Annotated in this window: 20 protein-coding genes and 2 pseudogenes; 13 read left to right on the forward strand and 9 right to left on the reverse strand. The window is 69.1% G+C overall.

The genetic code is table 11. From position 1 onward, the window contains the following. Positions 1–12 precede the first annotated feature (12 nt). Together E0500_RS02190 and rbsD are read left to right on the forward strand one after the other, a co-directional pair. Positions 13–927, forward strand: a complete 915-nt coding sequence (locus tag E0500_RS02190; RefSeq protein WP_131570009.1) for a ribokinase — start codon at positions 13–15, stop codon at positions 925–927. After that, entirely contained in the window at positions 924–1,313 is a 390-nt protein-coding gene (rbsD, locus tag E0500_RS02195; protein WP_131570011.1) for a D-ribose pyranase, read from the forward strand. The genes E0500_RS02190 and rbsD overlap by 4 nt, the downstream gene beginning before the upstream one ends. A gap of 517 nt (positions 1,314–1,830) precedes the next feature. On the opposite strand, the gene E0500_RS02200 is transcribed toward rbsD, so the two are convergent. Then, complete coding sequence (locus E0500_RS02200) at positions 1,831–2,412, reverse strand: hypothetical protein (RefSeq protein ID WP_131570013.1); 582 nt, start codon at positions 2,410–2,412, stop codon at positions 1,831–1,833. Positions 2,413–2,807: 395 nt separating this feature from the next. Here E0500_RS02200 and E0500_RS02205 point away from each other — a divergent pair, with 395 nt between their 5' ends. Continuing rightward, on the forward strand, positions 2,808–3,350 hold the full coding sequence (locus tag E0500_RS02205) for a DUF4262 domain-containing protein (RefSeq protein WP_131570015.1): 543 nt from the start codon (positions 2,808–2,810) through the stop codon (positions 3,348–3,350). A gap of 1,224 nt (positions 3,351–4,574) precedes the next feature. Here E0500_RS02205 and E0500_RS02210 read toward each other — a convergent pair. From E0500_RS02210 to E0500_RS02220, 3 genes and pseudogenes are all read right to left on the reverse strand, one after another. Then, positions 4,575–4,847, reverse strand: a pseudogene (locus E0500_RS02210) (hypothetical protein); the annotation flags it as partial. 139 nt (positions 4,848–4,986) lie between these two features. Beyond that, positions 4,987–5,898: a hypothetical protein gene (locus tag E0500_RS02215; protein WP_258572591.1), complete on the reverse strand. Its 912-nt coding sequence runs from the start codon at positions 5,896–5,898 to the stop codon at positions 4,987–4,989. Between the two features lie 169 nt (positions 5,899–6,067). Continuing rightward, positions 6,068–6,235 carry a hypothetical protein gene (locus tag E0500_RS02220; protein WP_165935140.1) on the reverse strand — a complete coding sequence of 56 codons (168 nt, stop codon included), beginning with the start codon at positions 6,233–6,235 and terminating at the stop codon, positions 6,068–6,070. A 1,195-nt stretch (positions 6,236–7,430) separates the two neighbouring features. Here E0500_RS02220 and E0500_RS43470 point away from each other — a divergent pair. Continuing rightward, the gene (locus E0500_RS43470) at positions 7,431–7,556 is read left to right on the forward strand and encodes a hypothetical protein (RefSeq protein ID WP_258572592.1); all 126 of its coding nucleotides are present in this window, start codon (positions 7,431–7,433) and stop codon (positions 7,554–7,556) included. A 613-nt stretch (positions 7,557–8,169) separates the two neighbouring features. Here the strand turns inward: E0500_RS43470 and E0500_RS02225 are convergent. Together E0500_RS02225 and E0500_RS02230 are read right to left on the reverse strand one after the other, a co-directional pair. Beyond that, positions 8,170–8,676, reverse strand: coding sequence for a GNAT family N-acetyltransferase (locus E0500_RS02225; protein WP_131568321.1), 507 nt, complete (start codon positions 8,674–8,676; stop codon positions 8,170–8,172). 48 nt (positions 8,677–8,724) lie between these two features. After that, positions 8,725–9,168, reverse strand: a pseudogene (locus E0500_RS02230) (ATP-binding protein); the annotation flags it as partial. A gap of 158 nt (positions 9,169–9,326) precedes the next feature. Between E0500_RS02230 and E0500_RS02235 the strand changes: the two are divergent. From E0500_RS02235 to E0500_RS02245, 3 genes are read left to right on the forward strand one after another with little or no spacing between them, the layout of a single operon-like run. Continuing rightward, entirely contained in the window at positions 9,327–10,172 is an 846-nt protein-coding gene (locus E0500_RS02235) for a helix-turn-helix transcriptional regulator (RefSeq protein ID WP_131568301.1), read from the forward strand. Beyond that, positions 10,169–10,414, forward strand: a complete 246-nt coding sequence (locus E0500_RS02240) for a DUF397 domain-containing protein (RefSeq protein ID WP_131568303.1) — start codon at positions 10,169–10,171, stop codon at positions 10,412–10,414. The genes E0500_RS02235 and E0500_RS02240 overlap by 4 nt, the downstream gene beginning before the upstream one ends. Further along, a complete protein-coding gene (locus E0500_RS02245) occupies positions 10,398–11,564 on the forward strand; it encodes a MalY/PatB family protein (protein WP_131568304.1) in 1,167 nt (388 codons plus the stop codon). The genes E0500_RS02240 and E0500_RS02245 overlap by 17 nt, the downstream gene beginning before the upstream one ends. On the opposite strand, the gene E0500_RS02250 is transcribed toward E0500_RS02245, so the two are convergent. Beyond that, a complete protein-coding gene (locus tag E0500_RS02250; RefSeq protein WP_399118429.1) occupies positions 11,565–12,470 on the reverse strand; it encodes an NAD(P)H-binding protein in 906 nt (301 codons plus the stop codon). It abuts the gene before it with no gap. Then, positions 12,467–12,919 (reverse strand): nuclear transport factor 2 family protein, encoded by a 453-nt coding sequence (locus tag E0500_RS02255; protein WP_131568305.1) that lies wholly within the window; start codon positions 12,917–12,919, stop codon positions 12,467–12,469. The genes E0500_RS02250 and E0500_RS02255 overlap by 4 nt, the downstream gene beginning before the upstream one ends. 104 nt (positions 12,920–13,023) lie before the next feature. Between E0500_RS02255 and E0500_RS02260 the strand changes: the two genes are divergently transcribed. Further along, positions 13,024–13,608, forward strand: a complete 585-nt coding sequence (locus tag E0500_RS02260) for a TetR/AcrR family transcriptional regulator (RefSeq protein WP_131568306.1) — start codon at positions 13,024–13,026, stop codon at positions 13,606–13,608. A gap of 170 nt (positions 13,609–13,778) precedes the next feature. Here E0500_RS02260 and E0500_RS02265 read toward each other — a convergent pair whose 3' ends face one another. Then, a complete protein-coding gene (locus E0500_RS02265; RefSeq protein WP_131568307.1) occupies positions 13,779–14,819 on the reverse strand; it encodes a LacI family DNA-binding transcriptional regulator in 1,041 nt (346 codons plus the stop codon). Positions 14,820–15,412: 593 nt separating this feature from the next. On the opposite strand from E0500_RS02265, the gene E0500_RS02270 reads away from it, so the two are divergent. From E0500_RS02270 to E0500_RS02290, 5 genes are all read left to right on the forward strand, one after another. Next, positions 15,413–16,564, forward strand: coding sequence for a Gfo/Idh/MocA family protein (locus tag E0500_RS02270; RefSeq protein ID WP_131568309.1), 1,152 nt, complete (start codon positions 15,413–15,415; stop codon positions 16,562–16,564). Continuing rightward, a complete protein-coding gene (locus E0500_RS02275) occupies positions 16,561–17,730 on the forward strand; it encodes a dihydrodipicolinate synthase family protein (protein WP_131568311.1) in 1,170 nt (389 codons plus the stop codon). The genes E0500_RS02270 and E0500_RS02275 overlap by 4 nt, the downstream gene beginning before the upstream one ends. 62 nt (positions 17,731–17,792) lie before the next feature. Beyond that, positions 17,793–18,590, forward strand: coding sequence for a sugar phosphate isomerase/epimerase (locus E0500_RS02280; RefSeq protein WP_131568325.1), 798 nt, complete (start codon positions 17,793–17,795; stop codon positions 18,588–18,590). Between the two features lie 276 nt (positions 18,591–18,866). Continuing rightward, on the forward strand, positions 18,867–19,805 hold the full coding sequence (locus E0500_RS02285) for a helix-turn-helix domain-containing GNAT family N-acetyltransferase (RefSeq protein ID WP_131568313.1): 939 nt from the start codon (positions 18,867–18,869) through the stop codon (positions 19,803–19,805). Between the two features lie 178 nt (positions 19,806–19,983). Continuing rightward, complete coding sequence (locus tag E0500_RS02290; protein ID WP_131568327.1) at positions 19,984–20,781, forward strand: sugar phosphate isomerase/epimerase; 798 nt, start codon at positions 19,984–19,986, stop codon at positions 20,779–20,781. The last annotated feature ends 72 nt before the right edge of the window (positions 20,782–20,853 follow it).

A 20,853-nucleotide genomic window follows, 5' to 3' on the forward strand; every position in this document is an offset into this window, starting at 1 on the left:
GGGAGACGGTTCATGTACGGCTACGACCTCCTGGTCGTGGGATCGGCCAACGCCGACCTGGTGGTCGGTGTCGAGCGGCGGCCGGGGGCCGGCGAGACGGTGCTCGGCTCCGACCTGGCCCTCCACCCGGGCGGCAAGGGCGCCAACCAGGCGGTGGCCGCCGCCCGGCTCGGGGCCCGTACGGCCCTGCTGGCCCGGGTCGGCGACGACGCGCACGGGCGGCTGCTGCTGGACTCGCAGCGGGAGGCGGGGGTCGACACCGTGGGCGTACTCGTCGGCGGTGCGCCCACCGGGGTCGCGCTGATCACGGTGGACCCGTCCGGGGACAACAGCATCGTGGTGTCGCCGGGGGCCAACGGGCGGCTCTTGCCCGAGGACATCCGGGCGGCGGTGAGCCTGCTGCACGCCTCCTCGGTGGTCTCGGCGCAGCTGGAGATCCCCTTGGAGACGGTGGTGGAGGTGGCACGGAACCTGCCGGACGGCACCCGCTTCGTCCTCAACCCGTCCCCGCCGCGGCCGCTGCCCGACGAGTTGCTCGCCGCCTGCGACCCCCTCATCGTGAACGAGCACGAGGCGCGGGTCATCGCCGGCGACGACCTGGGGGGCTCCCCCGAGGACTGGGCACGGACCCTGCTGGCGCTCGGGCCGCGGTCGGTGGTCGTGACGCTGGGCGCGGAGGGCGCGCTGGTGGCGTCCGCCGAGGGCAGCGTGCGCGTGCCGTCGGTGAAGGTGGAGGCCGTGGACACGACGGGGGCGGGGGACGCGTTCACCGCGGCCCTCGCCTGGAAGCTGGGTACGGGTGCGGAGTTGGCCGAGGCCGCCGCGTACGCGGCCCGCGTCGGCGCGGCCGCCGTCACGAAGGCGGGCGCCCAGGTGTCCTTCCCGACCGCGGAGGAGGTCGCGTCCCTGCGAGGTGAGCCCCGGTGAAGCGGACCGGAATACTGAACCGCCACCTGTCGGGCGCCCTGGCCGAACTCGGCCACGGGCACGGTGTGCTGGTCTGCGACGCGGGCATGCCCATCCCGTCCGGTCCGCGCGTGGTGGACCTCGCCTTCCGGGCCGGGGTGCCGTCCTTCGCCGAGGTACTGAACGGGCTGCTCGACGAGCTCGTGATCGAGGGCGCGACCGCCGCGCACGAGGTCCGCGAGGCGAACCCGGAGGCGAGCGCCCTGCTTCAGTCCCGCTTCCCCGAGCTGGAGCTGGTCTCCCACGAGCAGCTCAAGGCCCTGTCGGCGGACGCCCGGCTGATCGTACGGACCGGGGAGGCACGGCCGTACGCGAACGTGCTGCTGAGGTGCGGCGTCTTCTTCTGACAGCGGCACTCCGGAAAACCGTCGTGGCAGAGATGTCACCGTGGGGTCACATCCCACCGCCTCCGCTCGCTGAGCACTGAGAACGGCCCCTGACCTGGGCGTTTGGTCGGGGGCGTTCCCTTGTCCGGCTGCCGTGGCTGTCCCGTGTTCCCCGTGGTTCCCCGGTCGATCGGGCACGGCTGGGGCAAGGGGAACTTCTATCCGCGCTCCGGAGATCGATCAACGAGGGCCATAGAGGTCGCCATTCGGTCCGTCAGAGTCCGTCAGAGTGGCCGTCGTTCATAGTCGGTTGCCGGGGTTGCTGTACCTCGCTGCAGTACAGCACCGGCGCTGACCACCGCACGAGGAGTTCAATCAAGGGCTCGTTCCTTCCCAAGCAGGGCTGATCCGGCAGAGCAGGAAGTGGCCACGTGGGTGCGCCCGTCTCTGCTGCTGTCCGCTGTCGTTGATGTCAGCGATGGACGTCAGCCGCGCGTCCCAGGCCCTCTCGGTACTGGGCCAGTGATCTTGGGGCTGTTCAGTCCAGGAAGTAGGACCAAAACGGGATCGTGGCGTACTGGTGGTCCTCCGGTGTCGGCACTGGGTGACCGAACTCGTGATGGAAGTAGTCGACCAGGTCGGTGCCGTAGTAAATGATGTCTGTCTGATACATCGACAACACAGGCGTGCCCGTGCGGTCTGGGTCGGCCAGCAAATAGCGGTGGGAGCAGATCGGCACCATCACCGGGACCTTGGCCAAGTAGGTGCGAGCCACCTCCAAGGCGTCCTGGGTGCCCGCCGGCCGCGGATCCCACTCCGGATGCCAGAAGCCGTTGTGTTCCACGTCGAACAACACGCCGTCGACCGGCCAGGCCAACCGCTCCGCCAGGTTCTCCGCGTCGCCATCCCGCCAGTCGGGCCAGCTACGGCTACCCGTCGGCAGTCCCGCACCCAGCAGCGTCCGGTGCTCCGGAGCGAAACGGAACCCCCAGCGTTCCTCGACCTGGTCGAGCTCCCGCTCACTCATGCCTCGCTTGATCTTCACGCGGGCAGACAGCATGGCGAGCAACCCCTGAGCGTCTTCTGAGGTCAGCGGGTTCTCGGGGCTGATCGAAGTCATACGTGGAACGGTAGGCCACCCGGGAGAGGGTAAGCAGGGGGATTTCGCCGCGCCCTCAGCTTGGGAAGCTGCGGTCATTTGCGGCTGTTTTAGACGCTGACCTGTGCGAATGGTCGAGATGGGGCCTCGTCAGGCCCGGCTGCTTTCACCGTGGTTCCCCGCTGTTCCCCGCTCAATCTGGTGCGCTTGTGGTGCGGCCGTGGTGCGCACACCACGGCCGCAACCTTCTGATCCGTAGCTCTGGCCGGATCGGTCAGCGACAGTCATTCTGGCCGCTTCACGGCCCCGTAGGGACGCTACCGGTCGGGGGGGGCGGATGCTGGGTTTGCGGTGCTTCGCTGCTGTACGCCGCCCCGGGAGACGGCCCCGTGTGCGAGCAGGTCTACTCTCCTCGGATGGACGACGCCGCTTGCTTCTGCCTCCTCTGCGCCCCGACGGAATGGGGCGGCGCCGTGTGGGAGGAACGCGACAGCCGCATAGCCAAGAGTGTCGCGGACTTCGGCTGGCACGTCATGGGCGTGGCTGGCGGTGATGCCCCCGGTGATTGGGGCTACTCCGTTGGTCTCTGGCACACACTGCGTAGTCCCGAGGTGAGCGTGTTCGGCCTGTCATCACAGATCGCGATGCGCGTGGTGAACGCCGCTGGGGCAGCGATACGGGACAGTAACCCGCTCAAGCCCGACCAGCGCCGAGGAGACGTCCTCAACGGCTACGACGTGGTCGTCCGGCCCGTGCATCCCAGCTGGTACCACGACTTCTTCGGCGCAGGCATCGACTTCTACCAGACCCCGCCACTGCGAATCATGCAGCTGTTCTGGCCGGACAAGGCCGGGCGGTTCCCCTGGGAAGAGGGAGCGGACGAGCGCTGCCGCATGGGACAACCACTGCTCTGGATTCCAAAAGACGAGACCACCGGCCCGTGGACCGAAATCGAGTGAGGTCGGTGGAGTCTCAACAGTCGAGTCAACCGCCTGAGCAGTCTTGAGAACCGTCGTGGCAGCGATGTCACCGTGGGTTCAAATCCCACCGCCTCCGCTCGCTGAGCAGTGAGAACGGCCCCTGACCAGGTCATATGGCCAGGGGCCGTTGCGATGCTTGGTACCCGCTCGCCACCGTTGTTCCCCGTGAGTTCCCGCACGATCGGGCACGGATGGGGCACGGGCACCTTTTGTAGCTCTATGAGGACGGCCCAGGGAGGCCGCTCGTGTGTCGCCTCGTGCGCCTCGCTAAGCGTCCTCTGTATCAGAGGCGGGAGGGGAGAGTGGCTCTACCTCACCGGTCCAGACACGATAGAGATGACGGATAGCTGTGATGTCGGCGTGGTCCTTCGGCCTGGCAGCGGCGATCTTCCACCGTAGGACGTCACCCAGGCGCATGAAAGGGACCCCGTCGATGACGTCAGCATCATCGATAAGCCGGTCCGTAGACCAACCGGGGGTCCAACGGTCCATGATCTCTATGGAGGAAGTCGGGTGGACGACTCTGAGCCCATACCCAGAGATGGTGGGCTCCGGTGCGCCCAGACGTAGGGCGCACTGCCAGGCTTCGCCGCGTGCGAGGACATCAAGGTCGCCCATGCGCGCGCGTAACCCACGTACGTAGAGGGCCGCAGAGCCGCACACCACGTAGTCGCTGCGTGGGAGTTTCAGAGAAGCCAAGGCAGCGAAAAGCCCATCAGCATCGCTAAGGAGCAACTTTTCTCCTCGGAAGGGAGGGAAGGAGCTGTGGCTCGAAGGGCCACAGCTCATGACGCTTACATGTTGTACGTCAAGGCACTGCCTTGGTGGGGACTGAGAAATTCAGACCTTGAAAGAGTGCCTGCTGGGGTGAACGAGGTCGGTGGAGCGGCTTTGGGGTGGCGCTGCTTTGGCGCGAGTGATCATGGCCCCGTAGGCTTCCGGCGCGTCGGGCAGTCTGTGGACCTGCCCGGTAAAGCACGACGTTGGGGCCATGATCTTCGAGGCTCGCGCCAAAGTGGCTCCGTAAAGCCGTGGAGCCGACCCGCAGCCACGACGTATCCCTTCTCTGGCATCAGGTGGCTTATTGCTGTGTGCGCGGTACGGACACCGGCCGGGCTGGAGCGGGGCGGAGACAGGAGCGCAGGCCCGGCCGGGGGCCGGGCCGCGCGCGGTGAGCGGAGCGAGCCGCCTTGAACCTCGTTGTTACTCAGGAACGGATGTGATGCGCCACAAGGGGGCGTCGTACTGCTCCGGGTGGCTGCTGATGAGGAGTTGGCGCAGGTCTTCGCGTAGGGAACCGTTGAGGTTCAGCGCCTCGGTGATGCGGCGGAACGTGGTGTGGGTGACTCCGCGGTTCCGGGCCTCGGCCTCGAACTGGTCGAGCTGGGACGGCATGTTCTCAAGGTCGAGCTTCACTGCTGGCTGTTCTTTGAGCCATGCGGCCTTATTGCGTTCGTAGTCGATCTCCGAGTACCCGCGTGGGCACCGTCATGGTCCGCCGGCAGAGGGTCTCCCTGGGCCGCCCGTACGCGGGCCGGACCGTGACCGCAAGGGCCCACAGGTAGCTTCGATGGGCCCTGGGCACGCCGATTCGAGGTGGGTTCGGTGTTTCAGTTCACGGTGAAGAAGTAGTCGTACGGCGCCAGTTGGATGCCGGAGCGGGTCGTCGCGTAGACCGTGAGGTCGTACCAGCCGTCCGTGGCCGGGGTCCAGTCGATGCTCGCGGTGTGGTGGGCGTCCGCGGGGACCGTGACCTCGGGGTCACCGTTGTTGAAGGTGTACGCAGCGTCATCGGACCGGAGTCGGTCGGCGGGACCAGGTGGAGCGTGGCCGAACCACCCAGCGCGTCGGCGCGCTTGAAGTATTTCGTGTCGGAGTACGGGTCAACGGGCTGCGGAATGCCGTAGTCACCGATGCTCGTGCCGATGACCGGCAGAGTCGACTGCCAGGAGAACTCGAACCCCTCGACGTCGTCGACACCGCCCGCGCTCAGCGTGAACTCGACCGGCTCGCCGCCCTTGTTCCAGACGTCCGGCGCGTAGTTCGGCGAGGTGATGGTCGGTGCGTTCGCCGGGCGGGTGTTGTCGGTCGTGACATTGCAGGGGGCCGACCAGTCGGAGACCGCGTCCCCGACCACCGTCTGTGCTTGCCACGCGTAGGTCTGCCCGTCGGCGAGCGCACTGGTGGGCAACGTGGCCGGGGCCTCGAAGCCGGGGGTGACGCGGGTGCGTTCGACCGTGGTGATCCGGGTCGGGTCGGTGACCGGCCAGGCCTGATACCGCACGCCGACCAGGGAGTTGCCGGTGGTGTCGGTGATCCCGGGGATACCCTCGACGACGAGGCCGTCGCGAGCCCAGTGGTGCGAGGGCCGGTCTGCGTCGGTCGAGCAGTGACGGTAGCCGTTGAACAGCTGAGTGGGTGTGGTGGGCGTCCCGTCGGCCGCGCTCGCGGGCGATGCGGCGGCCAGTGCCAGGCTGAGGGTTCCGAGAGAAGCGAGGACTGCACGGGGTCTCGCGCCGAAGGACATGGTCAAGTGATCCCTCCCGTTGGATTGCCCGCACACGGTGCCCTAATACGCACTGCTGCTCGTCCGAGCACGCGAACCATGCCATCGCGGTCATCAACGCCGTGAGGCAGCTAGGCGGTCTCCTGTTCGCTGGCGCCATCCGATGCCTCATCGGGCGGCGCCAGCCGCATCACAGACCTTCTGCCTGGCGCATACGCTCCTTGGTCCAGAACTCAGAGCCTTCTTCGGCCTTCTCCGGAACCGTGTGCACGATCACGCCGTCCGGCTGCTGAGTCGGTTCCCGCTCGGCCAGCTTGAACCCGGCCACTGTGCCGGTGACTCCCACGATGACCGCCACAGACAACCCCACTGTGCGTCCACGGCCTCCGCGTAGTCCTCCACGCGCAGCAGCATGGCGCCCTATCCCCGTGCGCATCGCCTCGCTGTCAGGCACAACAACACCCATCTCATCAAGAGCCAACGCTGGTCCTCACCATACAAGTCCCTGGGGAGTGACCCGGATACGGCGCTGCGTGCCGCCCGGGCCATGCTGTTCGTGAGAGTCGACGGGGCAGCGGTTGTCGGCAAGATTGGTGCCGCGTCCCCGCGCTGGTGTGGCAGTGGCTTCGACTTGAGCGGCCTCCGCGGTAGCGGGCATCACATGGGAAGCGAGAGGAAGCGTGTCTGGCCAGTCGGCCATTGCGCACCCTCGACCAGCGGCGTCCACATGGCCCGCAGCGGCATGAGCCGGGGCGCCCATCAGGGACTTCGGGAAAATTCACCCTGACGAGCCGAAGTCAGTAAGGAGAGCCGAGCGAGCGATGGCGCGGACCCTGGCCGGCCGGACAAGGGCGTGCCATCGGTGCGGCAGAGTGGGCCCATGGGGACCTCGCGAGCCACTGATCTTGAAAAACTCTCGGGAAACCGTGCAACCGTCCCCGCACCCCGCGGGTCGTACTTGGCATCAGGACCGCTCGGAGGGGGATCTGGGGGGATCGCGGGGGTTCTGATACGGAGGGGGAAACCCGAGGGGCCCGGTCGAGACACGACGCTGTCGGTTCGGACCGGGCCCCTCGAAGCATCTCCGGGGTCTTTCGCGGGCTTGGTGGAGTACACGCCTTGGACTTCAACGGATCGCGTTCCGAACGGCGTTGAACGCTCGACGCCCATGACTGGCCGCCTGCCGCCCGGAGATGCCCGAGCGGACGGCGTCATGAGACTGCAGTACGGTTTTCGACGCAGCCCTCCTCCCACGCTGAATGTGATTTACGCTACGTGGGCTTCGGGAACTGACACGCCGTCCCCTCCCTACATACAACGAAGGTGCTGGCAGTCGCCTTGATCGCCACAAATGTGGCGAAGCAACCTGACGTCACGTCACCCCGTGCCACAAGAGAGTGGTTCCGGTAGTCCTCAGGGGCGAGTTGCACGAACCGTGGTTGCCGAGAGGTCCCGGTACTGTAGTGCGCCATCACCGCTCCCCGGAGGGTCCGCGATACGTCGTGGGCGTCCCCGCGGGGTTCACGAACGTGGACCGGAAAGGGGGCGGCCCAATGGCTGCACAGCCAGAGGGGCACCAGAACGCCAACAACAAGGCGGACCGGGTCTACAACCGGGTCCGCTGGCTCGGGCCGATCTACACGATCTACAAGATCGTGCGGGAGACCCTGGGCCTGTAAGGGAGGAGTCCCGACCTGACGGCCGGGACCCTGCCCGTTCTGGCGGTGCCAGAGGGCCTCATCTCTACAGCTTGCCGGCGTCGGAGATGGGGCTCTCGTCATGTTTCACACGCATCGCACAAGACGCCGTCAAGATCGACCACGTATTGAACCTGACACGCTGCGTGTCAACACCCCCATCTTGCCTTGCACACCGCGTTCATTGCGACACCCAACGACATGTTGAGCCAGAAGCGGATGCTCCGATTCCGCACCGGAAGACAGCATTCAGCCAGCTCAGAAATTTGGTGCACATGTGAAAGTGACACAAGTCACAACACGTCACAACAACTATAGTGACGCACAACACACGCACAGCAAGCATGCGGCAAGCCAATCAGCCACGCAATTGCCCGGATCGCCCCGGTCTACCGCTGCGTAACCGTGAGCGCCGACCGAGCGGCGAGGAGCATACAGGACGACACCGACAACGGACGCTCCCCGTTGACACGCACCCGGGACATCAGCGGCTCGCACGCTCAAAGGTGGGGCATCACAGAGGAAAGACCAGATTCTGCTCCACACACATATCGAGAACGGCTCCGGGGACGTTCCCGCACAGACGGCACCGTGGTCACAGCACCCGGCGCATGCAGGCCCGCGGCCACCGGTCCAGGCCATGTGCCGCTTCGCGCTCCCGGATCTCCCGCAGACCGGGGGTAAGCCCGCTGTCATCCATGAGCTGGAAACCACAGCGTGCGTAGTAAGGGGCGTTCCACGGGACCTGGGTGAACGTGGTGAGGGTCAGGGCGGGCGCACCCTCGCTCGTGGCGTGGGCCGCCAGATGGTCCAGCAGCGACCGGCCGACTCCGCGACGCGCGCTGTCCGGGTGCACCGAGACCTGCTCGACGTGGAGGTTGCCGTCGACGCGGTCGGCGATCAGGTAGGCGAGCGGGGCGTCGGCGTCGTCGGCCACGACCCAGGCCAGCCCGGCGTGGTGGTACCGGGCGAGCTCAGCCAGCGGGAGCGGCTCGTCCTCGGCGATCTCCGGCATGCCGATGTCCCGGAAGCACTGCCCGGCGGCCCTCTCGATGTCCTGGAGGACGGGCAGTTCGTCCAGGCGCACGGCTCGGATGCGCATGGACGCATTCTCCTCAGCACGCCGCACGGCACCACCGATTAAGGAGCCCAGGCCGATCTCGGCCCGTACGGTCTTGCCGGGCGGGTCGCGGTCCAGTACCTCCCAGCGGTCGGCGAGCGCCTCGACGAGGAGCAGCCCGCGTCCGGACTCGTCGAGGGGCTGCGCGGGTCGTACGTCACCGGGGGCGGGCGGGAGCCGTTCGGCACGTGTGTCCGTCACCTCGACGCACAGGGAACCGGTACCGGTGGCCAGGGAGAGCCGCAGCTCGAAGTCCCGGCCCGGTACGCGGCCGTGGGTCACGGCGTTGGCCGCCAGTTCGGCGACGACCGCCGCGGCCTTCTCCGAGACGTCCGAGCCGTACGGGATGCCCCAGGCCTGGAGCTGGTTGAGGGCGAGGTGACGGGCCAGCCGGGCGCCGAGTGGGGTCGAGCTGAAGCGCTGGGTGAACACACGTACGGTAACCGGGTGTTGGGGGGCGGGTGGTGCTGTCATGTGCCCAATTTGGCGGCCGGAAGGGGCACTTCACCAGGTCAACGCCACGTACGCTCGGGCAGCGTACGCGATTACGGACTGGACAGTACTCGTAACTGTTCGTAACTATGAGCTCGTTGGGTGTGGCGGCAGCGTGGCGTGTGCGCGGGAGGTGGCCAATGGTGGCCGACAGCATGGTGGGCACGGGGACGGGCGGCGAGCCGGAGTCCTCCGACAGTCTGCGGATGTTCGGGGCAGTCGTACAGGCCCTGCGCGAGAACGCGGGGCTGAGCCGGGAGGAGTTCGGCGAGTACGTCCGGTATTCCAAGCACACGGTCGCGTCCGTGGAGTTGGGGCGCCGCATGCCGGACCCGGCGTTCGTCGAGCGAGCGGAGGAGGCGACCGGGAACACGGGGGCGTTGCGGAAGGCGGCGGGGCGCCTTGCACGACAGCCGGGGTTGGCGGCTTGGTTTCGGCAGTGGGCGCGGTTGGAGACGGTGGCGATCGCGCTCTACACGTATGAGTGCCGGATGATTCCGGGGCTGCTTCAGACAGAGGCGTACGTACGGGCGTTGTCCGCCGACCAGCTGCCGCCGATGGACGACACACAGGTTGAGGAGCGTTGGGCAGCCCGAGCGGAGCGCCAGAGACTGCTGAAGGAGCGGCCGAATACCGCCTTCAGTTTCATTCTCGAAGAGCACCTTTTCCTGCGCCGTACTGGCGGAGTTGAGTTTACGAGGGAGCTCATCGGCCACGTACTGGAGATCGCCAAGCTGCGTAACGTCGAGATCCAGGTCATGCCGCTGGTGCAGGAGTCACACTCTGGGCTGCAAGGTCCCATCCGCCTGCTGGAAACCCCCGAGAACAGGTGGTTCGCATACAACGAAGGTCAGGAAAGCGGCCAGTTGATCTCCGACGCAAAAGTGGTCAGCGTGCTCCAGAGGCGGTATGCCAGGATGCGTTCACAGGCTCTCACTCCCCAAGACTCCATGAGCCTGTTGCAGCGGATGCGAGGAGACCTATGAGCACCGTGGAACTGACCTGGTTCAAAAGCAGCTACAGCAGCGCGTCCGGCGACGACTGCGTAGAAGTCGCCCTCTCCTGGCGCAAGTCGAGCCACAGCAGCGGCGGTTCCGGCGACTGCGTCGAAATAGCCACCACCCCCCACACCATCCACGTCCGCGACTCCAAAAACCCCGAGGCCCCACACCTCACCCTCTCCCCCACCGCCTGGACCGACTTCCTCGCCCATGTCTCGCGAAGCTGATCCCCTGCGTCAGCTCTCCCTGGAGCAACTCCGACAGCGGACGAGCATGAAGTGGCGGACGTACCCCGAGGACGTACTGCCGCTCTGGGTCGCCGAGATGGACGTGCCGCTGGCCGAGCCGGTGGCGCGGGCGATCAGCGACGCGCTGGCGCTCGGGGACACGGGGTATCCGGCCGGGACGGGGTACGCCGAGGCGCTGGCCGGGTTCGCCCGGGAGCGGTGGGGCTGGAGCGGGCTGGCCGTGGAGCGTACGGCGATCGTGCCCGATGTGATGCTGGGCATCGTCGAGATGCTCAAGCTGGTCTCCAGTCCGGGTGACCCCGTGGTCGTCAACTCCCCTGTGTACCCGCCCTTCTACCAGTTCGTCGGGAACCTGGGGCGACCGGTCGTGGAGGCGCCGCTGGGCGCTGACGGCCGGATCGACTTCGCCGTCCTGGAGGACACGTTCAGGGAGGTGGCGGCCCACGCGAACCAGCCGGTGTATTTGCTGTGCAGCCCGCACAATCCGACCGGAACCGTGCACACCGCCGACGAGCTGAAGCGGGTCGCCCTGCTGGCGAGGACGTACGGGGTGCGTGTCGTGGCGGACGAGATCCACGCCCCGATCGTGGCCGCGGGCGCGTCCTTCGTGCCGTATCTGAGCGTTCCGGGCGGGGAGAACGGCCTGTCGCTGATGTCGGCGTCCAAGGCGTGGAATCTGGCCGGGCTCAAGGCGGCCCTCGCCATCGCCGGACCCGACGCGGCCGACGACCTGGCCCGCCTCCCCGAGGAGGTCAGCCACGGCCCCAGCCACGTGGGCATCATCGCCCACACCGCGGCCCTGCGGGACGGCGGCGACTGGCTCGACGCGGTGTTGTCCGGGCTCGACGACAACCGCCGTCTCCTGACGGACCTGCTGGCCGAGCACCTGCCCGCCGTCCGTTACGTCCCCGCGCAGGCCACCTACCTGGCGTGGCTGGACTGCCGGGATCTGGGCCTCGGCGACGACCCGGCCGCGGTCTTCCTTGAGTGCGGCCGTGTCGCCCTCAGCCCGGGGACGGACTTCGGGACCGGCGGCGCGGGCTTCGTCCGCCTGAACCTGGCCACCTCGCCGGAACTGCTCACCGAGGCGGTACGGCGGATGGCTGCCGCGATCAGGGCCGCCTCCTGATCAGGGGCGGGTGACCACGGCGTCGGGTCGTGTCGTCGACTGCCGTTCCATGAGGGCGCGGAAGCTGCGCGCGGGCCGGCCGGTGAGGCGCTGGACGGTGTCGGTGACGCGGTCCTCCGCCCCCTCGGCGATGGCACGGTCCAGGGCGGCCAGCATGGAGGCGAACTCCAGCGGCATCAGCTCCGCAAGGCGGTCGCGCATCTGCTCGTAGGACAACGGGTGGTGGGCCACGGGCCGACCGGTGACCTCAGTGATGATGGCGGCGATGTCATCGTAGGTGAGCCCCTCCGGTCCGGTGAGGACGAGATCGGTGTTGGGGGCGTGCTCATCGGTCAGCGCGTGGACGGCGACGGCCGCGATGTCCTCGGCGTCGACGAAGCCGACCCTGCCGGTCCCGGTGGCGGTCGAGATGATGCCGTCTTCACGGATGCTGACGGCGTGCGTGTGCGTGCCGGTGAAGTTCTGCATGAACCAGGAGGGCCGCAGTACCGCCCACTGTTCGAACAGATCGGGCAGGGCCTGGTGCACCGTTCCCACCGCCGGGCCGCCCTCGGGGATGGCCGAGGAGCTGAGGAGCACCGCGCGATGGACGCCGGCGGTGCGGGCCTGCCGGAGGAAGGGCAGCATGACCGCCGCCGGGTCGGAGTCGCCCAGGGGCGGTATCAGGTAGACGCGGTCGGCTCCGTCGAGGGCGGCGGCGTGGGTGGCCTGGTCGTACCAGTCGAAGCGGACCGGCTCCGCGCCGGGGACGGGCGTGGCGTTGCGGCTGGCGGCCTTGACGCGGTGGCCGGCGGCGGTCAGCTGCGCGGCGGTGCGGCTGCCGGTGGTGCCGGTGGCGCCGATGACCAGAGTGGTGGCAGTGACCAGAGTGGTGGCGCTGACCAGAGTGGTGCCGGTGGTGCTCAACGGCTGCTCCCGGTGAAGTCGATGCCGGGTTCGCTGACGGCGAGGGGGTTCCAGTAGTCGCGGTAGGAGGTGATCAGCCCGTCCTGGACGGTCACGACGGCGATGTAGGTCATGTCGTAGGGGCTGTCGGTCTCCACCAGGCGGCCCACGCCGCGCATCTCGACCACGATGGTCTCCGGGTCGGTGGTCTGGTGGATCCGCACGTCGGGGAAGTCGTGCACGTCGATGTGGTCGGGGTACGGGCGCATGTAGGCGTCGATGGCCTCCCTGCCCTCCAGCCGCCGGGGCCAGCCCTGGGGCGCGAAGGGGAACTCCATGACGCCGTCCTCGGCCCACAGGCCGACCCACGCGGGGATGTTCTTGTCCAGCAGCAGTCTCAGGCTGTGGCGGTACACATCCACCGGAGAGGCCGGAGAGGCCGGAGAGGCCGGAGAGGCCGGTGCGGACATGGGTGCCCTCCATCTCGTACATCTCATAGAATCCGGACCGTGAGTCCGCTTTAACGATACGGACCCTGGGTCCGGTTTTGCAAATGAAGGAACGGAGGAACCGCGTGCCCGAGCGCAAACCCCGCAAGGACGCCGCCCGCAACCGAGAGGCCGTCCTCGCGGCCGCCGACGCCCTCTTCGCCCGGAGCGAGAGCCCCGAGGACATCACCATGGCCGACGTCGCGGCGGCGGCGGGCGTCGGCAAGGGAACACTCTTCCGCGCCTTCGGCGACCGCTCCGGACTGCTCCGCGCGTTGTACGAGGCCCGGCTCGAACCGGTCAGGGAGGCCATCGAGTCGGGCCCGCCGCCTCTGGGGCCCGGCACCCCACCGCATCAGCGCGTACTCGCCCTGCTCGACTCCGCGCTGTGCTTCAAACTCGACAACCGGCGCCTCGCGCTGGCCCTGGAGGAGAGCGGGAGCACCAGCCCCTACCAGGCGGCGCACTACGACCGGTGGCACAACCTGCTCCAAGGCGTGCTGGAACAGATCCCCGGCCTGGCGGCCGACAGCGACTTCACCGCCCATGCCCTGCTCGCCGCCATCCGAGCCGACCTCGTCGAGCACCTGGCCGGACAGGAGGACGTACCGCGCGAAAAACTCCGCGCTCAGTTGGCGGCCTTTACCACCCGAGCCATCACGGCACCCTGACCAAGGCGACCATTGGCAGATTTGAGCCGGCCCCGATGGCCGTGACCAGGACGTGAAGGGGGAGCGAGTGACTCAAATCTGCCAATTGATCACAGCTCCCGCGCCTCCAGGGGCCCCGGCGCCTCCAGGGCTCCAGCACCTCCAGGGGCTCCAGCGCCTCCAGGGTTCCCCTACTCCCGCGGCGCCCCCGTCGACCCCCGCACCATCAACTCCCCGTTCACCGTGGCGATCCCGCCCGGCGGGGGCTCCTCGCGGCCCATCGCGATACGGCCCGCCCGGGCGCCCGCGTCCGAGAGGGGCAGGTGGACCGTCGTCAGGGCCGGTACCGCGTCGATACTGAAGGGGAGGTCGTCGAAGCCGGCCACCGAGACGTCGTCGGGGATGCGCAGGCCCGCGTCACGGAGTGCGGCGCAGGCGCCCAGCGCGACCGTGTCGTTGGCCGCCACCACCGCCGTCAACGACGGGTCGCGGCACAGGAGTTCGAGGGTCGCGTCGTATCCGGCGCGACGGTCGTAGCGGCCCCACACCGTGCGCTTCGGGTCGTCCTCGATGCCGTGGGCGGCCAGCGCGTCGCGGTGGCCCTCCAGGCGGTGGCGGGTGGTCGTGCGCTCCTCGGGACCGGCGATGTAGCCGAGGCGGCGGTGGCCGAGGCCGATGAGGTGCTCGGTGAGCTGCCGGCCGCCGCCGCGGTTGTCGAAGGTGAGCGCGATCGCGTCGGGCGAGGGCGGGCGTCCGCACAGGACGACCCGGGTGCCCGCGTCCGCCAGCTTGCGCAGCTTGTTGTCGACGGCGGCCACATGCGCGGCGTCCTCGACCGCACCACCGGTGAGAATGACCGCGGCGGCGCGCTGGCGCTGGAGGAGCGTGAGGTAGGTCAGTTCACGCTCGGGGGAGCCGCCCGTGTTGCACACCACGGCCAGCCGCTCGCCGCCCGCCCGGCCGCCCGGCCCGCCGATCTCCGACTGGATGGCGCTCGCCATGATCCCGAAGAAGGGGTCGGCGATGTCGTTCACCAGGATCCCGACCAGGTCGGAGGTGGCGGCCGCCAGCGCGCTCGCCGGGCCGTTCAGGACGTAGTCCAGCTCGTCCACGGCCCGCAGCACCCGCTCACGGGTGGACGCGGCCACCGGATAGTTCCCGTTCAACACCCGGGAGACGGTCGCGGGCGACACCTGCGCGCGGGCCGCCACGTCCGCCAGGGTCACAGTCATCGTTCCTCGTCCTCCGGTCCGGTCCTCGCCACGTCTGCTCGTCACCGTGTCGGTCGTCCGTCGTCTCGTCGGGTCTCGTTTGTCTCGTCGACTCGTTGTCTTGCCGATTCGCTGTCCCGCATCTTGCCGACTCGCTGTGCCGTCGACTCGCCGTCTCGTCAACTCGCTGTTTCGTCGACTCGCCGTCTCGCCGTCGTCCCCACTCGCCGCTCCGCCGTCCGCCCGCCGGAACAGCCGCGGAAGCAGCCACCGAAGCAGCCGTCGCACAGACGCCCGGCGCAGCCGTACAGACGCCCGGTGCGGCCGCGGCGGTTGCCGTACACCGGTACGGCCACACCGCTGCCGTACGCCCCGCACGCCCAACCGAAGCCCTGCGGCAACCGGCCGGAAGCCTCACAGACACCGCCAGTCACCCTCAGACACCCTCACGGGAAAGTCGTACACGAAACCGCGCGACTCTCCCCCGCACGGTCTTGTCCGATCCGCCGCACAGAGGCTAGCGTCTCACCAGATAGAAAGCGCTTGCTGTCACCCTCGTCGGCAATTCTCCGACGGGGGCGTACGCGGCGCACGGCGCGTACGAAGGGAATGACGTGACACGCAAGACGGTGCGTATCGCCATGAACGGCGTGACCGGGCGCATGGGCTACCGCCAGCACCTCGTCCGGTCCATCCTCGCCATCCGCGAGCAGGGCGGTCTCGACCTGGGCGACGGCACCGTGCTGTGGCCCGAACCGATCCTCGTCGGCCGCCGCGAACACGCTCTCAAGGCGCTCGCGGAGCAGCACGGCCTGGAGCACTGGTCGACCGACGTGGACGCGGTCCTCGCCGACGAGACCGTGGACCTCTACTTCGACGCCCAGGTCACCTCGGCCCGAGAGGAGGCGCTCAAGAAGGCGATCGCCGCCGGCAAGCACATCTACACCGAGAAGCCGACCGCGACGGGCCTGGAGGGCGCCCTGGAGCTGGCCCGGCTGGCGGACGCGGCCGGCATCAAGCACGGCGTGGTCCAGGACAAGCTCTTCCTGCCCGGCCTGCTCAAGCTCAAGCGGCTGATCGACGGCGGCTTCTTCGGGCGCATCCTCTCCGTGCGCGGCGAGTTCGGCTACTGGGTCTTCGAGGGCGACTGGCAGCCCGCGCAGCGCCCGTCCTGGAACTACCGCACGGAGGACGGCGGCGGCATCGTCGTCGACATGTTCCCGCACTGGGAGTACGTCCTGCACGAGCTCTTCGGGCGGGTCAGGTCCGTCCAGGCGCTCACCGCCACCCACATCCCGCAGCGCTGGGACGAGCAGGACAAGCCGTACGACGCCACGGCCGACGACGCCGCGTACGGCATCTTCGAGCTGGACGGCGGCGCCATCGCCCAGATCAACTCCTCCTGGGCGGTGCGCGTCAACCGCGACGAGCTGGTCGAGTTCCAGGTGGACGGCACGGAGGGCTCGGCGGTGGCCGGGCTGCGCAACTGCCGCGTCCAGCACCGCAGCGCCACGCCCAAGCCCGTGTGGAACCCGGACATCCCGGCCACCTACTCCTTCCGCGACCAGTGGCAGGAGGTCCCGGACAACGAGGAGTTCGACAACGGCTTCAAGGCCCAGTGGGAGCTGTTCCTCAAGCACGTCTACGCCGACGCCGACTACCACTGGGACCTGCTGGCCGGCGCCCGCGGCGTGCAGCTCGCCGAGCTGGGCCTGAAGTCCTCGTCCGAGGGCCGCCGTCTCGACGTACCGGAGATCCAGCTGTGACGATCCAACTTCCGGGTGCGGGTGGGGAGTTGCGCACCTACACTCCCCGCACTCAGCCCCTCGCCCTCACCACGGGCGCCCCCTTCACCTCCCGCACGGTCTTCTCGGCGGCGCACGTGGTCGCCGACCCGTACGCCGACGTGTCCCCCGACTCCCCCGCCGCCGTCGACTGGGACGCCACCCTCGCCTTCCGCCGCCATCTGTGGTTGCACGGGCTGGGCGTCGCCGAGGCCATGGACACCGCCCAGCGCGGGATGGGCCTGGACTGGGCGGGCGCGGCGGAGCTGATCCGCCGCAGTGCCGCCGAGGCGAAGGAGGTCGGCGGCCGGATCGCGTGCGGGGTCGGGACCGACCAGATCGCCTCCGGCTCGCTGATCACCTCCGGCTCCCTGGAGGAGATCCGCAAGGCGTACGAGGAGCAGTTGGCCGTCGTCGAGGAGTCGGGCGCCCAGGCGATCCTGATGGCCTCGCGTGCGCTGGCCGCGGCCGCCTCGGGGCCCGAGGACTACCTGGAGATCTACGGCCATCTGCTGCGCCAGTCCGCCGAGCCGGTCATCCTGCACTGGCTGGGCCCGATGTTCGACCCGGCGCTGGAGGGCTACTGGGGATCGTCGGACCTGGACGCGGCCACGGACACCTTCCTGGACGTGATCGCGGCGCACCCGGACAAGGTGGACGGCATCAAGGTCTCCCTCCTGGACGCCCAGCGGGAGATCGATCTGCGCCGCCGCCTGCCCGAGGGCGTCCGCTGCTACACGGGCGACGACTTCAACTACCCCGAGCTGATCGCGGGCGACGACCAGGGCTTCAGCCACGCCCTGCTCGGCATCTTCGACCCGCTGGGCCCGCTGGCGGCCGAAGCGGTCCGCGTGCTGGACACGGGTGACGTGAAGGGCTTCCGCGAGCTGCTGGACCCCACGGTCGAGCTGTCCCGCCACCTCTTCCAGGCTCCGACGCGCTTCTACAAGACGGGTGTCGTCTTCCTCGCCTGGCTGGCCGGCCATCAGTCGCACTTCACCATGGTCGGCGGCCTGCAGTCGGCCCGCTCGCTCCCGCACTTCGCGAGGGCGTACGAGCTGGCCGACGGCCTGGGCCTGTTCCCGGACCCGGCGTTGGCGGAGGAGCGGATGAAGAACCTGCTGGCGATGTACGGGGTGACGCAGTGACCGCCTCCACCACGATCACGACCAACACGACCGGTGATCTGTCCCGCTTCTCCATCAACCAGATGACGGTGAAGCAGCTGTCCATGCCCGAACTGGTCGGCGCTTGCGTCGAGTTGGGCGTCCCGGGTGTCGGCCTGTGGCGGGAGCCGGTCCAGTCGTACGGCCTGGAGGCGACGGCCAAGCTGGTCCGCGACGCGGGCCTGGCGGTCACGACGCTGTGCCGGGGCGGCTTCTTCACGGCGATCGACCCCGAGGAGCGGGCGAGGGCCCTGGACGACAACCGGCGGGCCGTCGACGAGGCGGCCACGCTCGGCACGGACACGCTGGTGCTGGTCTCGGGGGGTCTCCCGGCCGGTTCGAAGGACCTGCACGGCGCGCGCGAGCGCATCGCGGACGCGCTCGCCGAGCTGGGTCCGTACGCCGCCGCCCGTGGCGTACGGCTGGCCATCGAGCCCCTGCACCCGATGTACGCCTCGGACCGCTGTGTGGTGTCCACCCTGGCCCAGGCCCTGGACCTCGCGGAGCGCTTCCCGGCGGACCAGGTGGGCGTGACCGTGGACACGTACCACATCTGGTGGGACGACAACGCGCCCGCGCAGATCGCCCGCGCGGGTGCGGGTGGCCGCATCCACACCTTCCAGCTCGCCGACTGGACCACGCCGCTGCCCGAGGGCGTGCTGAACGGCCGGGGCCAGATCGGCGACGGCGCGATCGACATGAGGGAGTGGAAGTCGTACGTCGAGGCCGCCGGCTACGCCGGCCCCATCGAGGTCGAGCTCTTCAACGACGGGCTGTGGGCACGGGACGGCCGTGAGGTGCTGGCGGAGACGGCGGCGCGGTTCCGGGAGCACGCGGCGTAGGGGCGCCGAGTGCCGTCTGCGATACGACGGCACGGCAGCCTGCCCTCACCGGGCAGGGCAGGCTGCCCCCTCCTCCCCTCCCCGGCCGCGAGCAGCCGCAGGTCAGGGGCGGTACACGGCCCCGGTTCCGATGCGGCCGGAGCCATGAGCTCGGCACGCGTCCGTACGTGTCGCCATCCGTTTCCCTGGACGCCCGAGGGAGCCCGGTCGTACGCTCGCCCCACCACATATCTCTGACTGAGTCAGACATCGTATCGAGCTCCGGGGGCGACGATCATGACCGTGCAGGACATCCGCTCGTTCAACCGCTTCTACACGAACGTCATCGGCGCGCTGGACTACGGCCGCCACGTCTACGCGCCGTACACCCTCACCGAGGCCCGCGTGCTGTGGGAGCTGGCGCACTCGTCGCGTACGGACGCGGCGGATCTGCGGACCGAACTGTCTTTGGACTCGGGGTACTTGAGTCGGCTGCTGGCCAAGTTCGAGGAGGACGGGCTGGTCGAGCGGTCGCGGTCGACGCGTGATCCGCGTCGCCGCCGGGTCACGCTGACCGCACGCGGGCAGGAGACGGCCGACCTGCTGAACGAGCGGTCCAACGAAACGGTGAGCTCACTGCTGGCCCGGGTTCCGACAGCGGACCGGCCCCGGCTCGCCGAGGCCATGCGCACGATCCGGACGGTCCTGGCCGAGGGCCGGGAGCCCCGCCCCGAGGATGTGATCCTGCGCGGGCCCGCCCCCGGCGACCTGGGCTGGATCGTGCAGCGGAACGCCGCCGTCTACGCGGCGGAGTACGGCTTCGACACGGACTACGAGGGCCTGGTCGCGAGGATCGTCGCGGACTTCGCCGAGGACCACGACCCGGACCTGGAGCGGGTGTGGATCGCGGAGCTGGACGGGCGGCCGGTCGGGTGCGTGATGTGCGTACGGGACGACAACGACGCGCCGGGTGCGGCCCGGCTGCGGCTGCTGCTGGTCGAGCCCGACGCGCGCGGACTCGGCATCGGTGACCGGCTGGTGCGGGCCTGCGTCGGGTTCGCGCGGGAGGCCGGCTACCGCGAGCTGGTCCTGTGGACGAACGACTGTCTGACCTCGGCACGCAGGATCTACCAGCGCCACGGCTTCACGCTCGTCACCGAGAAGCCCCACCACTCCTTCGGCGTGGACCTCGTGGGCCAGGACTGGCGGCTGGATCTGCACGGTACGGCGGAGTGACGGGAACGCCCCCATCACGCCAAGGAGGGCTGCCGTCCGCCGCGTGACGGTTGCCGTACACCGTACGACCGGTATCGTCCGCCGTACGACCGGTCTCGTCCGCCGCATGCCCGGCTGTCCCGGGTGACGGCTCCGGCCGGGACAGCGCACCCGTCGTTCCTTGAGCGAGGTGGACCACGTGAAACTGGCCTTCTCCACCCTCGGCGTCCCCGGTCTCCCACTGACCGACGTGCAGTGGCTGGCGGTCGAGCACGGTTACCACGGCGTCGAGCTGCGTACACACCCCGAGGAGCCGGTGCACACCGGTCTCGGGGCCGCCGAACGGGCCGAGGCGGCCGCCGGGTTCAAGGCGGCGGGCGTGGAGATCCTGGGCCTGGCCGGGTACGTGCGCGTGGCGGCGCCGGGCGACGACGACCCCGTACTCGCCGAGCTGCGCGCGCTTCTCGACCTGGCGCGGGACCTGGGCGCCCCGTTTGTCCGTGTCTTCCCCGGAGGCGGTGAGCAGGACATCCGGGAGGCGGACGCGACGGCGGCCAGGCGGCTCGGCGCGGCGGCCGAGTACGCCGCCGACGCGGATGTGCGCATCCTGCTGGAGACCCATGACTCGCACCGGACCGGCGCCGACGCGACCCGCGTGCTCGGGCTGGTCGGCCACCGCCAGGTCGGCGCCCTCTGGGACGTCATGCACACGTGGCTGGGCAGTGAGGAGCCCTCGGCCTCGTACGCGGCGCTGTCCCCGTTCCTGGGGTACGTGCAGGTCAAGGACATCGCCTCGGCCGAGGACACCACCCCGCTGCCGCTCGGCGCGGGCGTGCTGCCGCTCACCGAGTGCGTGGACCTGCTCTCCCGGGAGGGCTGGGACGGCTGGCTGTGCTGGGAGTACGAGAAGCGCTGGTACGAGGGGGCCACGCCGCTGCCCGGGCTGCTGCGGGCGGGCCGGGAGCACCTGTCCCGGCTCATGAATGACGCGGCGTGACGGAAAGCCGGGGGCTCGGTGACACCTGAGTGACAGGTGAGTGACATCTGAGCCGACACCGCAAGCGAAACG

The sequence above is a fragment of the Streptomyces sp. KM273126 genome (genome assembly GCF_004337435.2).
GTDB classification, from domain to species: domain Bacteria; phylum Actinomycetota; class Actinomycetes; order Streptomycetales; family Streptomycetaceae; genus Streptomyces; species Streptomyces acidicola.

Bases quoted from the DNA above. Each gene is read 5' to 3' on its own strand.
- E0500_RS02190 (WP_131570009.1), top strand. From the start codon at position 13: ATGTACGGCTACGACCTCCTGGTCGTGGGATCGGCCAACGCCGACCTG.
- E0500_RS02200 (WP_131570013.1), bottom strand. From the start codon at position 2,412: ATGACTTCGATCAGCCCCGAGAACCCGCTGACCTCAGAAGACGCTCAG.
- E0500_RS02205 (WP_131570015.1), top strand. From the start codon at position 2,808: ATGGACGACGCCGCTTGCTTCTGCCTCCTCTGCGCCCCGACGGAATGG.
- E0500_RS02215 (WP_258572591.1), bottom strand. From the start codon at position 5,898: ATGTCCTTCGGCGCGAGACCCCGTGCAGTCCTCGCTTCTCTCGGAACC.
- E0500_RS43470 (WP_258572592.1), top strand. From the start codon at position 7,431: ATGGCTGCACAGCCAGAGGGGCACCAGAACGCCAACAACAAGGCGGAC.
- E0500_RS02225 (WP_131568321.1), bottom strand. From the start codon at position 8,676: ATGCGCATCCGAGCCGTGCGCCTGGACGAACTGCCCGTCCTCCAGGAC.
- E0500_RS02235 (WP_131568301.1), top strand. From the start codon at position 9,327: ATGGTGGCCGACAGCATGGTGGGCACGGGGACGGGCGGCGAGCCGGAG.
- E0500_RS02240 (WP_131568303.1), top strand. From the start codon at position 10,169: ATGAGCACCGTGGAACTGACCTGGTTCAAAAGCAGCTACAGCAGCGCG.
- E0500_RS02245 (WP_131568304.1), top strand. From the start codon at position 10,398: ATGTCTCGCGAAGCTGATCCCCTGCGTCAGCTCTCCCTGGAGCAACTC.
- E0500_RS02255 (WP_131568305.1), bottom strand. From the start codon at position 12,919: ATGTCCGCACCGGCCTCTCCGGCCTCTCCGGCCTCTCCGGCCTCTCCG.
- E0500_RS02265 (WP_131568307.1), bottom strand. From the start codon at position 14,819: ATGACTGTGACCCTGGCGGACGTGGCGGCCCGCGCGCAGGTGTCGCCC.
- E0500_RS02280 (WP_131568325.1), top strand. From the start codon at position 17,793: ATGACGGTGAAGCAGCTGTCCATGCCCGAACTGGTCGGCGCTTGCGTC.
- E0500_RS02285 (WP_131568313.1), top strand. From the start codon at position 18,867: ATGACCGTGCAGGACATCCGCTCGTTCAACCGCTTCTACACGAACGTC.